Source organism: Flagellatimonas centrodinii (assembly GCF_016918765.2).
Lineage (GTDB): Bacteria > Pseudomonadota > Gammaproteobacteria > Nevskiales > Nevskiaceae > Polycyclovorans > Polycyclovorans centrodinii.
This window is the reverse complement of record NZ_CP092105.1, coordinates 111021-124582: the sequence shown is the minus strand read 5'-3', so window position 1 is coordinate 124582 and position 13562 is coordinate 111021. Positions and strand designations below refer to the sequence as shown.

The following is a 13562-nucleotide window of genomic DNA, read 5'->3' as shown; positions in this document are numbered from 1 at the left end:
ATTAAACCGGCAGACTGCGCAGCAGGGTGGTGGTGATGCTCACGAAACCCCCTTCGAGCCGGGGCGCCCGGGCGGCGATCCACTGCCGCGCCCTGGCGGCCTGCAGGGCCTCCATCACCGAATCAAGAGACATCCCCGGGGTTTGAGCGATGCTTAGGCCGTGGTCGATCGGCAGTATTCCCGGTGGGATCTCAACCGCGGTCAACCCGTGACAGATTCGCGGTACCACGATGGAGGGCTGGGACAGGTCGAACTTGTTGATCCAGGTCTCCGGCGGCAACCAGCAGCGATCGCGCCGGCCGCGTCGGCACATTCGCGGCAGCTCCCGCTTCAGGTGATCGACGATGGCCCCCGGCAGCTCCTCCAGACACGAAACCCCCTCGGTGCGGATCGCAAAGGCCTTGGGCCCCGAGAACACGCCGCCGGTGAAATCCTTGCCGTCGGCGACCGGTATCAGCCAGTCTGCCGGCAGCCGCGCCGCCACATCAGGCTTGACCACGAAGATGCCCGGCGTGCCGAGCCACGGTGCGAGCTTGACCGTGGCGATGTCCGCCAGCGTGCGGCCGGTGGCGCCAACGTCGGTTGACCCTGGGTAGATGGGCGAGCCATCCAGGCGTGCAATGCCATCGCCGTCCGCGCGTTCGAGGACGACGGTCACGGGATGCACCCTCGGAGGCGTGCCGCTTCGGCGGTTCTTCGGCCTGTAGAAGGCGCTGTCGCCGTCGATCCGGTTCAGATGCCGCACTCGCAGAGATTTCCCCAGCACAGCCCGCAGGTTGGCCGCCTGAGCATTGAAGCACCAGCGGTCGCTGGTCACCGCCGCCAGCACGCCGCCCGGGTTCAGCATGTCGGCACAGCGACTCAGGAACGCATGCAGCAAATCGGCTCGCGCATGTTCCGGTACCGCCACGTCGTAGACCGCCCGCAGAGCGGAAGGCACCTTGCAGTAGCGCAGGTATGGCGGGTTGGCAGCGATCACGTCCCACTGTGGCTGCGGCGCCGCCTCGGTGAGGAAGTCGCCCCGGTGAACGATGCGTTTGGCCAGCGCCAGCGCATCAGCAGTGCGCCAGCCATGCCCCGCGAGGGTTCGGGCCAAACGATCATGAGCATCCCGGCACGCACCGGGATGAATCTCCCACCCTTCGATGCTGTGCAGGATCAGGCCATCGTCGGGGTCGGCCACCGACGCCAGGACACTCCGCAGGGCGGTATCGAGGAATGCGCCGTCGCCGGCGGAGGGGTCACAGAGCCGTTTGCCGGGCTCGAACCACCCGGCCTCGCTCAGCAAGGCATCGACAACCGGCGATCGGGTGTAGAGCGCCGTGGCGTGATGAAGCTGGTCCACGGCAACCGTCATGGCGATCTCGCCACCCTTGGGCGCGAGGTCGAGCTCCAGGCAGGCTGAATCCGCCATCGTCACCGGCCCTCCGGATTGGCATCGGAGCCGGACGCCGGTTCGCCCCAGACCGCGGTAACGCGATCGCGAATCGCCTGCTCGATGTCGGCCGGCGTGTCGCCGCGGATGGACAGCCGCCCATCAGCCGGGGTGTAGGTGCCGAAAATGGGGAACTCGCCATTGTCGGCGCGTTCGGTATGGCTGTAGAGCACGCACCATGGCGTCACCGCCTCATGCAGCTGCGCTGCCGGGCCTTCGCTCCGTACCCACGGTGGCGGCGTCATCGGTGATGATCCAGGGTGGCTCATGTCAGACCGCCGCAAACAGGTCGCTCTGCGGCCGCGTGCGCCACAGCTTCAGGCAGTCCTGATAGCCCGCCTTCCTCAAGGAATCGGCGAAAGGGGGACAGGTATCCGCCAGGATCGCGAGCTGCGCGACCACCGTCGGGGTCAGATCGCCATCCTCGAACACCAGGTCGAGCGACCGGTCGCTCAACTCCGACGACGGCGCATGCTCGTCGGCCAGCCCGTTCAAGGTGCCGACGACGCCCATCATCACGGCATAGACGAAGAACTCGATCCGGACGGCCACCGCGCCGGCGCCGGCGGTCTGACGCCGCATCTGGTTGTGAAGCCCAACGAGCTTCTCGGCGCACTGCCGCTGGCTCATCATCAAGCAGGCCTGCGCGATGGTGTTTAGGTCGGAAATCTTCATGGGTTCTCCGTGGCGGTGGTAGGTTGAGCGAACACCCCCACCATTCGGAGAAATGCCCGCCCCCGCAAGCCCTCAACTTGCCATCGGTGCCTTGATCGCAGGGTGGTGCTGGTAGTCCAGCAAGTCGAACTGCTCGGGGTTCAGGGTCGAGAACACGCCCGGTACCAGACCTGGGCTGTCGAGCGGTACAAGTCGATCATCCATCACCAGCCGTGGCAGCGGGAAATGATCGCGGCCGAGCTGCTCCACCGCCTGCTGCCGGTGATTGGCATAGAGGTGAGCGTTGGCAGCCTGAATCGTCAGTGTTGCCGCCTGATACCCCGAAAGCCGCGCCATGATCGAGAGAAACAGGGCGGCGGAGGCGATGTTGAACGGCGCCCCCAAGAAGAGATCCCAGCTGCGGACGGTCATCACCAAGTGCAGCTCGCGCAGATCCTCGAAAGGAATGAAGGCGTAGGTGTTGTGGCATGGGGGCAGGGCCATCTGGTCGAACTCGTCGGGTCGCCAGCCGGAGATCAGGATTCGACGGTCGGATGGGTCGGTCATGATCAAATCCAGCGCACGCTCGACCTGGTTGAGCCCTCGCAGCATCAACCAGCTGGGCTGCGTCGGATCGTGCATGACCATGCTGTAGCCGTGCCACTCCAAGGTTTCAGCTTCCGCAAGCGATCTCACCACACGGTAGTCGCGCCAGTCGGTCCATTGCTTCGAGTAGATGCGGCCGAGATCATCAGGGCCGCGGCGGTTGGGATTGTTCACCCAGGCTGGCGTTTCGTTGGCGTTGGCATCCCAGATTCGGGTCCCGAGCGCCCGGAACTGTGCGGCGCTGTCGCAGCCTTGCAGGAATCCCAGCAGCTCCGCCACCACGCTGCGGAAGTGCAGCTTCTTGGTGCTGACCGCCGGGAAACCGTCGCGCAGATCGAACTGCAGCTGCACCCCCGGCAGGACGTGACAGTCGATGCCTGTCCGCTGGTTGTGCTGGATCGTGCCTGTCAGGAATGCACGTTCAAGAAGGTCGTGATACTGCTGCATTGGGTGAGGCATCTCAGGCTCCATCAATCGATATCCATGGACCCTGACTGTTTGGCGCCGGTACCGCAATGGCGCCCCTACGCCCCCAATTTCAGCAACAGGTCCATGGGATCGGTCGGAGACGGTACGAATCCGTACCCGAGATAGAAGTCACGTGCAGCGTCGCTCATGGCATGCACAACCATTGCGCGCACGCCAGCGTTCTCGGCCACCAACTGCGCACGCTGCACTGCATCCCGCAGCATGAAGGCGCCGTATTTGCGGCCCTGCATTCGGCTGTCCACAGCGAGTCGGCCCAGCACGATCACCGGGATCGGCGCGGGCATGTTGCGACGGATTGCCCCCGGCGCGTCAGCCGCCGCTACCGCACCAGCGGCCAGCGCGTAGTACGCCAGCACGCGGTGGTCTGCATCGGCCAGCACGAAGGTCCGACTCCCCCCCGAGTGCTGGTTTGCCAGTGCTCGGCGCTGTAGCCACTCATCGAGCTGGGGAACCCCACATGAGAAATCGGCAATCCCGTGGTGGTCTGTCAGCAACTCCGGTGGCGAGACCTCAAGCGACACTCAGAATCGTCCTTGGGCGCTTCGCCTTCGATGCCGACTTCACCGCTTTCTTCGCCTGCGCACTCTTCGCTGTGACCTTTTCCCACGGTGGCGTTGTCGACATGAGACGTTCCAGGCCCTTGTTGGGCCGCGCCGGCGCATCCAGCAATTCGGTGAACTCGCGGTACCGGTCCGCATCAAGCCGGAAGAAGACCTGATCCAGCAGAACCTCTTGCGCACGATTGCAGGCAGTTTCCAGCATGAAGTCCGAGCGCGTCTTGCCCAGCTTCTCCGCAGCCTGATCGATAAGCTCCCGCTGCTGCGGGCGGGCTCGCAAGTTGATGGGTGCTTCTCTCATGGCACGATGCCTGTGTATTGAACCGATATACACTTTAGTCAGGCGTATATCGATTGTCAACACGCCGATGCCGGCGTGATACGGGCTGCCAGGGTCAGAAAAACACCGCCGATTCATTGCGCCAACGAAGGCGCTCGCGATCCAGAAAGATGCCCTTGACGGAACGCTGACCGGACAGGAGTTGCTGATAGGTCGGGGGTGCTTCGCCTTGATCGACCCGCAACACGGGTAGCTGTCCTGCATCCGCGACCGCGAACAGCCCGCCACCAGCATCCTGAGCTAGGGAGATCTTGTCCTTGATGCGGTTGAAGTCCTTGCCGGGCGAGCTTGAGTCCACCAGCATCCGGAAGACACTGTAGTCCCCCACACCGGTGTAGCACCGTTTGGTCTTGGTCTTTCCAGTGGCCGCGAACCGGATGCTGAGCGTTCCATTGGCCTGCTGGTAGGCAACCGCATCAATCGTGCTCGACGTCATACCCTCGCACAGCAAGATCGGATTCTGAGCGCTCATGCCAGTGGGTTCCAGTCGGCGAGCAGATTGCCCTCCAAGAACCCACGTTCCAAGGGGTGAGGGATGTCTCGCACATGGAACAGCCACGCCGCGGCCCGTTCAAGGTAGGGATCACCGTCGCCCTGACTGGTGGCAGGGACGCAGTCACAGCCGTATTCGTCGGTTCCCCAGACCCATTTGTCGTCCTCATCATGCACCAAGAAGCGGCCGTTATGCCGCACGCTTTCGCCGGCGCGCAGCTTCTCCACCACAATTGTGGGGTTCAACTCGCACACGTCCGGCGCCGTACCGGAATCCGCGACTGACTGCATTTCGGGGTGTTCCACGTCCTGTCTCCCGTCAGGTTGAATCAGCGGAACAGCGCGCTGTGGTTGCGCGTTGCCATGCGCGCCGGGTCGAGACGGGCGCAGAGTCGCTGCAGGGCATGCACCTCTGCGTCGCGCTCGGCCTCGCTGCGGTCATGCGGCATGGCGCTGATGGTTTCGCAGGTCACCGCCTCGGCCAAGCCACTGGGCTCGGGACACCCCCGCACGGTCAGGCTGGCCATCGCGCTGACCATGCCATTCAGGCCGATCATGGCCCGCACGCCGGTGATGCTGTTGTCGACAACCTGACGCCACCGGCCGGTGAACGCGGCGCGGGCACAGACGGAATCAGACCCGAAGTCGAACACAACCATGTCGTACAGCGAGTCGGCGGGGGGATGGACGATGTAGCGCATGGGGTAACTCCGGTGGCGATAACCCACCTTTGCCACCACCCGCCGCCCCGCAACCGCATCATCTGAACAATGCGCTGTCGTCGCGGTCGCGCAGGGCTCCACGTTCGCGGTACCGGGCGGCAGCCGCTGCCGCTGTCATCGGTAGATCCTCGGCGGCCTCGACCCGAACGGCGCCGACGGTCGACACTGGATCCTGGGTGTAGGCCCTGCCCATGTTCTCCAGGATCTCCGGCCCGTGCCTGCGGATATCGGTGATCACCCGCCCAATCGAAGGCAGCAGCTTGATCCAGTGCCCCATTTGCCGATGCCGCACGTAGGCGGTTGCGGCGCTGTAGTCGAGCAGCGCGCTTTCAAACGGACATTCGGCGGGGAGCTTCAGCAGCAGGCGCATCAGGGGCTCCACAAAGGGCTGATCTCCACAATGCCCATCGAGAAGCGCTCCGCGACCCTGGGGTGTGGGGCGAAGCCCCGCGGCAAACTTAGTCACTTGCGCCGGGCGCAGGTCTGACCAATAGGCGCTTGCCCCCACCACGCACCCGGGCAACCCTGTTGTCGCTCACGCTTTTGCTGTTCCTTTTTTCAGGCATCGAGGGCTGCACGCTGGTCCCCATGCGGACCTGCCATGGCGCACTGCGCGAGAGGGATCGATGCCCGAAGGGCCATGACCCGCCTCGGGGCGGGGCATGGTGCAGCGCACGAGAGCCCGACCGGCCTTGGCCGGGCTCGCCCATCAAACAGCGACGTCCGGGGCCTTGGTCGACGCTTTGGTGGTCTTGGCGGCGGTGCTGGGCTTGTCCTTGCTCGGTGTGGCCACCGGCGGAGCAGCATCAGCCGGAGAGGGCACGTCCGGGACGGCGGCCTTGGCCTCGGGAGCATCAACCACCTTCGGTGGCGTGGCCTCGGCGTCGGTACCGCTACCAGCCTTGTCCTTGCCCTTGGCCTTGCTGGCGCCCTGGGGAGCCGGGCGAGCAGGCTTCTTCCAGTTCGATGCCCGCCGGCGCCCGGTCAGCTGGTCGTGGGCTGCCTTGATGCCACCGTGCGATCGGTATTCGGCGGCGAGGCTGTCCATGGTCTTGATCATGGCGGCCGATGATCCGGTGAGGTTCATGTAGGTTTCGACCGACAGCTGCCCGCCGCCCAGGGCGCGATCGGCGGACGTGAACAACCGGTCGAGCTCCCGGAGCTTCAAGGCCAGTACGCGGGTCACCGACGAGTTGACGTAGATCTCGATCTTCTCTTTCGAGGGTGAGGCGCTGTTGCTGTTGCTGGGCCCAGCAGTGCTCACCAGATCGTGACTGTTGTTGTTCATTCCCCACCTCCTACGTGGTATCCCGCCTGGCCGGGATCATCGAAACCAGGAAAACGGCCGGTGAGCGCTACACACTGGTCGTAGAAACGTTCCATCCGCATGACGTTCTGGAACGCAAAGAGCGGCTCCCCGGGCAGCAGGGTCCGCACAACGGTGACGCCGAAGAAGCTGCCTGACAGGTAAATCGGCCAGCAGAGTACGTGCGGGCGTTTGTGAGCAGGGTTCAGCACGAGCTGGGCGGCGACCACCAGCATCATGGCGATGCTGAAGAATCGTAGGGTCCGCAGGACCCGGTAGACAGGTGATGGAGGTCCGCTGGACGTTCCTTCAGACACCGCGATTCCTGACGTCGATATCGAGGCTGTACCGCTGCCCGATCAGGCGGGCGGCTTCATCATCAGAAAGACCCGCATCGAGCAAGCCAGCAAGTGCCCGTAGCGCCTGTGCGCGAGGGTGACCAATGACGCCACCGGTGGCGGTCATGAAGGCTGCACTGCTGTACGGCGTTAGGTGTGTGGCCACCACCATCGCCTGGCGCACACGTTCGTAGTGCTCGACGGTGCCGATCTCGCCCACCAGCAGTTTCTCACCCAGCCACTTGCCGGCGTTGACGGCGCCCTCGACAGCCTCGCGAATACCCGCCTCGTCGCCCGCACGCCGCATCTCGTCGACGTCCTTGGCGTTGCCCCGTGGCCAGGCAAAGAAGGCTGCGATGCCGACCGATTCAAGGGCCAGGGTCGTCTTTTCGATACGGATATCAGTGTCGTCGCCACCATCGAGAACGTAGATGACGCTGGTAACGCCCTGGGCCGCCATGTAGCCAGCCTGGTCCCGGGTGACGACGGCGCCCCCAACAGCACCCCCAGGGATGCCGATAGCCTGAAGGGCGTGCGCGTCGAACGGGCCTTCGGCAAGTACGCTGGTGTTACGGCCGGGACGATTGAAGAGGTAGGGACGGCGCTTGCTGGTCCCCTCGGTGTACAGGTACTTGGGCTTCTCGCCCCGGATGCTCCGCCCCCATAACCGGATCGACCCGTCCTCTTGGGTCCAGGCTCCGACGATGCGACGCGCCATGTTGGAGTCGGCATAACCCGAGGCCGGGTCAGGCAACAAACCCCAGCGGCGTGCGAGGTCGATGTTGCACCGACGTTGCTCGAGGGCGGCCTGGAGCCATCGGGCCGATGGGTAGTACCCGAGATCGAGCCGTGGCCAGATTTCGGGGCTGTAGCCGCGGGTCTTCTCGAGATAGGTCCGCGCCTCCTGGTTTTCGACGAGGGCGAGCCGTAGCAGCTCTCGGGTGACTCCGGCCAGACGGGCGGCCTCTGACAGCGCTGCCGGGTCACCGGGGCGCTCAGGTGGTTGTACCCCCGCCAGAGCGCACAGTGCCTTGAAGGTATCGGCCTTGCTGGTGTGCGACCGTCCAACCCACTCCCACAGGCTCATGCCGTCGCATTTGACGTGTGAGCAAGAAAGCCATCCGCTCCCGGGATAGTAGAACCCCTTCTCGGGTCTCTCACACACGGGACAGTCGAACGACCAGTACCGCTGGTGTCGCTTGGCCTTGAGGGCGTCGAGTACGCCAGCGTCCCCGACGTCGATGCGTGGGTAGACCTCATCCGATAGGAAGTGAGCGCTCATGGACTCATAGACGTTGCGGCTCCCCGCGTCAGGCAGTGCCCCCGCCGGCCAACGCCGGCAGAGTGCGTTGGTCTGGCGGTAGGCACGCCCAGCGGTAGGCTGGGGCCATGGCGCCGGGCCCCCGCGTCAGCGGGGATGGCGACAGGCAGTCCGAGGGCGGCGCCCCGAAGGGGACAGGCCCGCGTTAGCGGGCCGATACGCCGGCCGCAGGGCCGGGCCGACAGGCCCGCCAGTAGCCGGGGAGATGAGCGGTTGATCGGTGGCGCGGTGCGGTCGGCGCGACCCGACCCAGGCCGGGCGAGAGTCCGGCGTGGCCGGGGCGCGTGAAAGCTCACACTGCAGCACCTCCCCAGCATCTTCTCTCCGCCGGTGGGTAATGGCGCAACGCAGCCGGCCGGGGCCATGGCGCCGGGCCCCCGCGTCAGCGGGGAGGGCGACAGGCAGTCCGAGGACGGCGCCCCGAAGGGGGCAGGCCCGCTTCAGCGGGCCGATACGCCGGCCGCAGGGCCGGGCCGATAGGCCCGCCGGCAGGCGGTGGAAGCAATCGAACCATCAAGCGATCGCAACGGTCGGCGCGACCCGACCCAGGCCGGGCGAGAGTCCGGCATGGCCGGGGCGCGGACTACGGTGGTGAATGAACCAAGCCCCAGGTGAGGCTCAACCGTTGCAGAGTCGGGTAGGCAGCCGGCCGGGGCCATGGCGCCGGGGTCCCCGCGCCAGCGGGGTGGCGACAGGCAGTCCGAGGACGGCGCCCCGAAGGGGACAGGCCCGCTTCAGCGGGCCGATACGCCGGCCGCAGGGCCGGGCCGATAGGCCCGCCGGCAGGCGGTGACAGATTTGATGGTGTTCGGATGGCACCCGCATCCCCGTCGCTCAGGTGCTGCTGCTGGAGGACTTCAGGTCGGCGAGCTTTCCGTGAATGAGCGCAGCCTTGGCCTTGGAGGGCTTCTTCGGCTTGCCAGCGAGGTGCTCCAGGATGCGATCGAGGCGCCTGTTCACAGCCTTTACCGATGTGTTTTCACCGCAAGTAGCGGCAACGACACTCAACTCCAATCGGTCCACCAGCACCAGCCGCAATGTTCTGTACTGCACCGCGGTCAAGGTCGGTCTCAGTTCCTCAATGCGACGCTCAACCTCTGCGCGTTCAAGGGTCTCGTCCTCGAGTGCCTCAAGCAAGACAGCAGGGTCCATTCCGTGGACGCCACCCTCTGCGTCGTGTGCCACGTCAGCATGAGCACGCGCTCCGGTGTTCCAGTATTGAATTTCACCCGCCGTTCCGAGGCTCAACGACCAGTTGCCACAGCTGCTGATCGAGGCATAGAACGCCTGGCGTGCTGTTTTGCTGAGAACCTGGCTGGCGTAGACGTTGACCCGTCGGCCCAACTCGTCATCATCCGGGTAGGTTGCTGCCATCTGGGGCACGTACCGAACTAGGGTGCTCCATATGAGCCACCGGATGTCGGCCTCGTATTCCTCAGCAAAGTCCCGATACGACATCGGCGCCCGACAGACCTTGGACATCAGCGCTCGCGTCCAACGATTGAGCCCGGCATTGATGACGGTCAGCGCCCGTCGCGACGCCTCGGCGCTGACGCCTGTTTCCTGTGCAACGCTCGCGATGAACCTCTCATCCTGAAGCTGCTGCACAGCAGCTACCTGCGATTGAGCCATTTGGTACATTCCCTCCCCAGGGATCATGTTTTGATCCTATAACACTAGGGGGCATGGTTGACAACCAGAAAAGTAGACCAAAAGAGGAATTCAGGATTGCCCCGTCCGTCGAAAGCGCTACCCACAACTCCGGCAAGTGTCCTGATTTCAATGCTCAGGAAGACCCACCAATTCGAGCAATTGGCCGAGCTCCTTGATATCTCGATCCCCCAACTGAAGCGCCTCAGCAGTGGTTCACAGCCTGGAGCCAGCGAAAGGCACTTCCTCAGGCTTTGTTCGCTACTCTCAGTGCCGAGCCGCGATCTGCCTGGCCTATTCGCTTTGAATGCGGTTGCCAGGCTCCATCAAAGGGATCGGACCCTGATTCCAGCGATGGTGGAGCCGGCATGCATCGATCTCCCGACAGTCAGGCTCCCACAGTCTGAATGGGCCGAGTTTTTGCTGCTGAACGCCAGGGAGAGGGCACTCATGTTGGCTGGCCCTCGGGTTGAGGAGTCACTCCAGCTTGCACTGACGGCCGCGTACAAAGGCGATGTCAGCTTGCCCGTTCGGATACGCGTTGCCTGGGAAATGATGACCCCACTTGGTCTTCGGTCAGCACTTTGCTCTGTTGGCTTGTCAGACCGTGACCGCGAGCCTGAGCGAGGAGGTGTCTATCTAGTGCAGCCGACCAGCGAACCGGCCCATGTAGTAGTCGCTGAGAAGCGGACCAGCAGGAGCAAAGGGCTCATCACCTTCCAGTGCAGGCACGATCACCAAGCGCTCTGCTACGCCGCTGTGGAGCCCAGCAGGAACATATCGGCGCTTGTCCTCGGCCGACTGGTCGAAGTCCAGCAGCTATCGTTAGCCACAAGCTGAACTTTTTACGGAATATAAGATTGGAGCGGCTTCAACGCTCCGCGTCCGCGCAAAAATCCCCCATGCATCTGCGCATTCCGTGCGTAATCCGCTTGTTATCGCCCTAATTGGCATTCTGCGGCACCAAGCTGGCATTTCACGGCACTAACGGAGATCTGTGCTTCTCGGGAGACGTCTGTACGCCTTCCCGGCCAGTAGTGCGCAACCACCGGCAACCATCGGCATCAGCCAGCGTTCGGCAATCTTTTATGGCACCCCAGGAGCAACATTCCGCGTCGCTAGTTCTCCCAGAGGACCCCTTGGTATCTCAGCGGAGCAATTTGAGGTCATTTAGGAGCAATCTGCGGCGCTAGCCAGAACACACCTATTGATTGAGCATCATCGCCTCGACGGGATTGGTGGTCGTCTAAGGATGCATGACCGATACCGATGCTCGCGTTCGCGCCTTCCTTGCCCGCCTCTACCGTTCCAGGGACGATCGGACTCGCAAGGCCGAGCACCTGGCCCAGGTGATGAAGCAGCTCGGCTCGCAGTGGGCCTATATAAATGCAGTGTCCAGCGAGCTGCTGGAGCAGGTATCCGAGTCGGCGCGGTACAAGCCTGAGTCGGTCGTTGCTGGGCGGTGGCAGTCCCAGAAGCGCCCGTCGCTGGTTGGACCCTCTGGTATCCGATGGACTCACTACCGACAGGGGAAGCGTATTCAGCTTCGTCGGGTAACGGCCAACTCCCTCGCCCAACGGTGCCTTCCTGGATACCGGGAGGTGCAGCGTGCGGCCGTCGACCGGCTACTCGACGCTCTCGCGGATCGAAAGATCTGCAGGCTGGCTCTCCAGCGGCTCCTGAAGGCCTTTCCTGCCGACGACCTGGTCCCCGACATTGCTGTCCCACCCGATGCGTCAGTCTACCTTGCAGCTCTTTCAACGATGCTGATTCGGACTGTCGATGAGATAGCTAGCGTTGAAGCCACCCTCGACGAAATGATGCTCAACTTCAACGCAACCACGAAGAGGGCTCAAGGCGGTTTGATGGTTCGCTGGGAACCGGAGCCCATCCATCCGTTTCTCCCACACGGCCCCCATGGACCCTGGTTCTTTCTGACCATCCGCAACGGGACGAGAACCCACAGCCGCCGTGTTAGCGGTGCCCGTGGCGAACGCAGCCCGATCACCAAGGCCTTCCTGTCGCGAATTGCTTACCGCGGGGACCTCAGTCGGATCGTCGCTCTCGCCGAACAGATCTGGAATCAGCGGTCCCACAGACGACATCTCACGGAACAGCTCCTCAGAGCCGCCAAGGCGGTGAAACCCTACTACTACCACGAGAACTAACGATGAAATCCGTACCGCTAATTGGCTTTGACGTCGGCTTTGGCCAGACAAAGGGTGTATCGGACGCTGGCCACGAACTATGCATTCCAAGCTGGACTGCGCGCGTCAATGACAACGCTATGGCACTCGATCGCGTAAAGCTCATCGTAGACGAGAAGGTCCAGTGGCTTGTGGGGGACGACGCACATCGGCTTGCTCGAGCGAGACTCCCCGAGGTCGACTCCTCGTGGTACCGCCAGCCTGAGTTCCGAGTGCTTACTCGCTACATTCTCGACCAGATGGGCACACGCGCCGCACGAATCGTTACCGGACTTCCTGTCCGATACCACGCCGAGCACAAGGAACAGCTTCAGAAGACCCTGCAGAGTTGGAGTTCATGCGGCATCAACCTTGAAGTGCTCCGGATCATCCCCCAGCCGGTTGGCAGCTACTTCTACTTGGCGATGGACGATGCCGGCAATGCTCAGGAAGGGTTCGAGAATACGCGTGTCGGCATCGTCGACATTGGCGGTGGAACGGTCGACGCGATCGAGCTCAACCACGCCAAGGTATCCTGGACTGTGCATGCGAGCGAACCACGAGGGGTCAGTAGGGCCTACGAGTATCTGCATAGCTATATTCGCGGGAAGGGAATTGCGGCCCGAATTGCCGACATGCCCGCCGTTATGGCCGCTGGGCAAGTACGTGACGGGAAGCAGGTGCTTTCGCTCGAGCGACCCATTGCAGAGTCAAAGCGATTGGTGGTTCAGGCCGTGGCAGACATCGTCATTGACCTTTGGACCAATGCGACCTCACTCGACGCTCTCATCGTAACTGGGGGCGGGGCAGCGTTGTGTCGCGACGAGCTCATGAAGGAGTTCGCGAAGGCGCGGATCATGATCCCGGACGCGCCACACCTGGCCAATGCCCGCGGTTACCTCCGTGCTGCACGGCACTATGCTGGTCAGCGTAGCGTCCCGCGGAGTGGTTCGGCATGAGGCGGCCACGTTTGCTGATCGACCCTACGCAGCAGAATGAGCTCGTCGAACATTTTGATGCCATTGCGTCGCCTTCACTCGTGCCGGCGCTCGCGGCCGCTTACGCCGAACGTGCAGCAGCCGACCTTCCGGATCGTGCCGCTCTTTTGTTCAGGGCCTCGCAACTCAAGCCGACCAAGTTCGTCGGCCACGTTCGCATCAATGATGACCTGCACCCGAACCTGAGCGCAGTCTATGGTCGTGAGCCGCGCAATACCCGCACAGCATTACTGTTGGCGTTGGTTGAGAGGGGCTACCAGGCCTCAGAGCGGCCTCAGGAACTTCCAACCAGCCCCAACCCGGGGCTGGTAGGGGAATCCTCTACGCCGCGGCGACCGCAAACGCCGAGGGCGCTGGCCGCAAGGGCCCACGAGTCGCCCCCGCCTGATGAAAGTGCATCTCGCGGCAGACAGCGAGATCCCAATCCTGGTCCCGCAATACCGCCCTTCCAAAACCTACTCGACGAGG

Annotated in this window: 15 protein-coding genes and 1 pseudogene; 2 read left to right on the top strand and 14 right to left on the bottom strand. The window is 63.5% G+C overall.

The genetic code is table 11. The features are described from left to right. Position 1: 1 nt before the first annotated feature. The 14 genes and pseudogenes from JN531_RS17140 to JN531_RS17075 form a co-directional block, all read right to left on the bottom strand. Positions 2-1414, bottom strand: coding sequence for a BREX-1 system adenine-specific DNA-methyltransferase PglX (locus tag JN531_RS17140; RefSeq protein ID WP_228350126.1), 1413 nt, complete (start codon positions 1412-1414; stop codon positions 2-4). Between the two features lie 2 nt (positions 1415-1416). Continuing rightward, the gene (locus tag JN531_RS17135) at positions 1417-1680 is read right to left on the bottom strand and encodes a hypothetical protein (RefSeq protein WP_228350125.1); all 264 of its coding nucleotides are present in this window, start codon (positions 1678-1680) and stop codon (positions 1417-1419) included. A 25-nt stretch (positions 1681-1705) separates the two neighbouring features. Next, the gene (locus JN531_RS17130; RefSeq protein ID WP_228350124.1) at positions 1706-2110 is read right to left on the bottom strand and encodes a hypothetical protein; all 405 of its coding nucleotides are present in this window, start codon (positions 2108-2110) and stop codon (positions 1706-1708) included. 72 nt (positions 2111-2182) lie between these two features. Beyond that, positions 2183-3154 (bottom strand): thymidylate synthase, encoded by a 972-nt coding sequence (gene thyA, locus JN531_RS17125; protein ID WP_228350123.1) that lies wholly within the window; start codon positions 3152-3154, stop codon positions 2183-2185. Between the two features lie 65 nt (positions 3155-3219). After that, positions 3220-3705: a GNAT family N-acetyltransferase gene (locus tag JN531_RS17120; RefSeq protein WP_228350122.1), complete on the bottom strand. Its 486-nt coding sequence runs from the start codon at positions 3703-3705 to the stop codon at positions 3220-3222. Positions 3706-3787: 82 nt separating this feature from the next. Next, positions 3788-4042, bottom strand: a pseudogene (locus JN531_RS17115) (type II toxin-antitoxin system TacA family antitoxin); the annotation flags it as partial. A gap of 94 nt (positions 4043-4136) precedes the next feature. After that, entirely contained in the window at positions 4137-4553 is a 417-nt protein-coding gene (locus tag JN531_RS17110) for a KTSC domain-containing protein (RefSeq protein ID WP_228350120.1), read from the bottom strand. Next, the gene (locus JN531_RS17105) at positions 4550-4879 is read right to left on the bottom strand and encodes a hypothetical protein (RefSeq protein ID WP_228350119.1); all 330 of its coding nucleotides are present in this window, start codon (positions 4877-4879) and stop codon (positions 4550-4552) included. Before JN531_RS17105 ends, JN531_RS17110 begins: the two co-directional genes overlap by 4 nt. A 23-nt stretch (positions 4880-4902) precedes the next feature. Further along, positions 4903-5274 (bottom strand): hypothetical protein, encoded by a 372-nt coding sequence (locus tag JN531_RS17100; RefSeq protein WP_228350118.1) that lies wholly within the window; start codon positions 5272-5274, stop codon positions 4903-4905. Between the two features lie 58 nt (positions 5275-5332). After that, positions 5333-5665: a hypothetical protein gene (locus JN531_RS17095; protein WP_228350117.1), complete on the bottom strand. Its 333-nt coding sequence runs from the start codon at positions 5663-5665 to the stop codon at positions 5333-5335. Between the two features lie 339 nt (positions 5666-6004). Continuing rightward, positions 6005-6583: a hypothetical protein gene (locus JN531_RS17090; protein ID WP_228350116.1), complete on the bottom strand. Its 579-nt coding sequence runs from the start codon at positions 6581-6583 to the stop codon at positions 6005-6007. Further along, complete coding sequence (locus JN531_RS17085) at positions 6580-6840, bottom strand: hypothetical protein (RefSeq protein WP_228350115.1); 261 nt, start codon at positions 6838-6840, stop codon at positions 6580-6582. The genes JN531_RS17090 and JN531_RS17085 overlap by 4 nt, the downstream gene beginning before the upstream one ends. 70 nt (positions 6841-6910) lie before the next feature. Beyond that, on the bottom strand, positions 6911-8221 hold the full coding sequence (locus JN531_RS17080) for a hypothetical protein (protein ID WP_228350114.1): 1311 nt from the start codon (positions 8219-8221) through the stop codon (positions 6911-6913). Positions 8222-9094: 873 nt separating this feature from the next. Continuing rightward, positions 9095-9919, bottom strand: coding sequence for a hypothetical protein (locus JN531_RS17075; RefSeq protein WP_228350113.1), 825 nt, complete (start codon positions 9917-9919; stop codon positions 9095-9097). Between the two features lie 1247 nt (positions 9920-11166). Between JN531_RS17075 and JN531_RS17070 the strand changes: the two genes are divergently transcribed. Together JN531_RS17070 and JN531_RS17065 are read left to right on the top strand one after the other, a co-directional pair. Beyond that, a complete protein-coding gene (locus JN531_RS17070) occupies positions 11167-12078 on the top strand; it encodes a hypothetical protein (RefSeq protein WP_228350112.1) in 912 nt (303 codons plus the stop codon). A gap of 2 nt (positions 12079-12080) precedes the next feature. Continuing rightward, positions 12081-13055 (top strand): ParM/StbA family protein, encoded by a 975-nt coding sequence (locus JN531_RS17065; RefSeq protein WP_228350111.1) that lies wholly within the window; start codon positions 12081-12083, stop codon positions 13053-13055. Positions 13056-13562: the final 507 nt, after the last annotated feature.

Excerpts from the sequence above, each read along its gene's own strand:
- JN531_RS17140 (WP_228350126.1), bottom strand. The coding sequence starts at position 1,414 with ATGGCGGATTCAGCCTGCCTGGAGCTCGACCTCGCGCCCAAGGGTGGC.
- JN531_RS17135 (WP_228350125.1), bottom strand. The coding sequence starts at position 1,680 with ATGACGCCGCCACCGTGGGTACGGAGCGAAGGCCCGGCAGCGCAGCTG.
- JN531_RS17130 (WP_228350124.1), bottom strand. The coding sequence starts at position 2,110 with ATGAAGATTTCCGACCTAAACACCATCGCGCAGGCCTGCTTGATGATG.
- thyA (WP_228350123.1), bottom strand. The coding sequence starts at position 3,154 with ATGCCTCACCCAATGCAGCAGTATCACGACCTTCTTGAACGTGCATTC.
- JN531_RS17110 (WP_228350120.1), bottom strand. The coding sequence starts at position 4,553 with ATGAGCGCTCAGAATCCGATCTTGCTGTGCGAGGGTATGACGTCGAGC.
- JN531_RS17100 (WP_228350118.1), bottom strand. The coding sequence starts at position 5,274 with ATGCGCTACATCGTCCATCCCCCCGCCGACTCGCTGTACGACATGGTT.
- JN531_RS17095 (WP_228350117.1), bottom strand. The coding sequence starts at position 5,665 with ATGCGCCTGCTGCTGAAGCTCCCCGCCGAATGTCCGTTTGAAAGCGCG.
- JN531_RS17090 (WP_228350116.1), bottom strand. The coding sequence starts at position 6,583 with ATGAACAACAACAGTCACGATCTGGTGAGCACTGCTGGGCCCAGCAAC.
- JN531_RS17085 (WP_228350115.1), bottom strand. The coding sequence starts at position 6,840 with ATGATGCTGGTGGTCGCCGCCCAGCTCGTGCTGAACCCTGCTCACAAA.
- JN531_RS17080 (WP_228350114.1), bottom strand. The coding sequence starts at position 8,221 with ATGAGCGCTCACTTCCTATCGGATGAGGTCTACCCACGCATCGACGTC.
- JN531_RS17075 (WP_228350113.1), bottom strand. The coding sequence starts at position 9,919 with ATGATCCCTGGGGAGGGAATGTACCAAATGGCTCAATCGCAGGTAGCT.
- JN531_RS17070 (WP_228350112.1), top strand. The coding sequence starts at position 11,167 with ATGACCGATACCGATGCTCGCGTTCGCGCCTTCCTTGCCCGCCTCTAC.
- JN531_RS17065 (WP_228350111.1), top strand. The coding sequence starts at position 12,081 with ATGAAATCCGTACCGCTAATTGGCTTTGACGTCGGCTTTGGCCAGACA.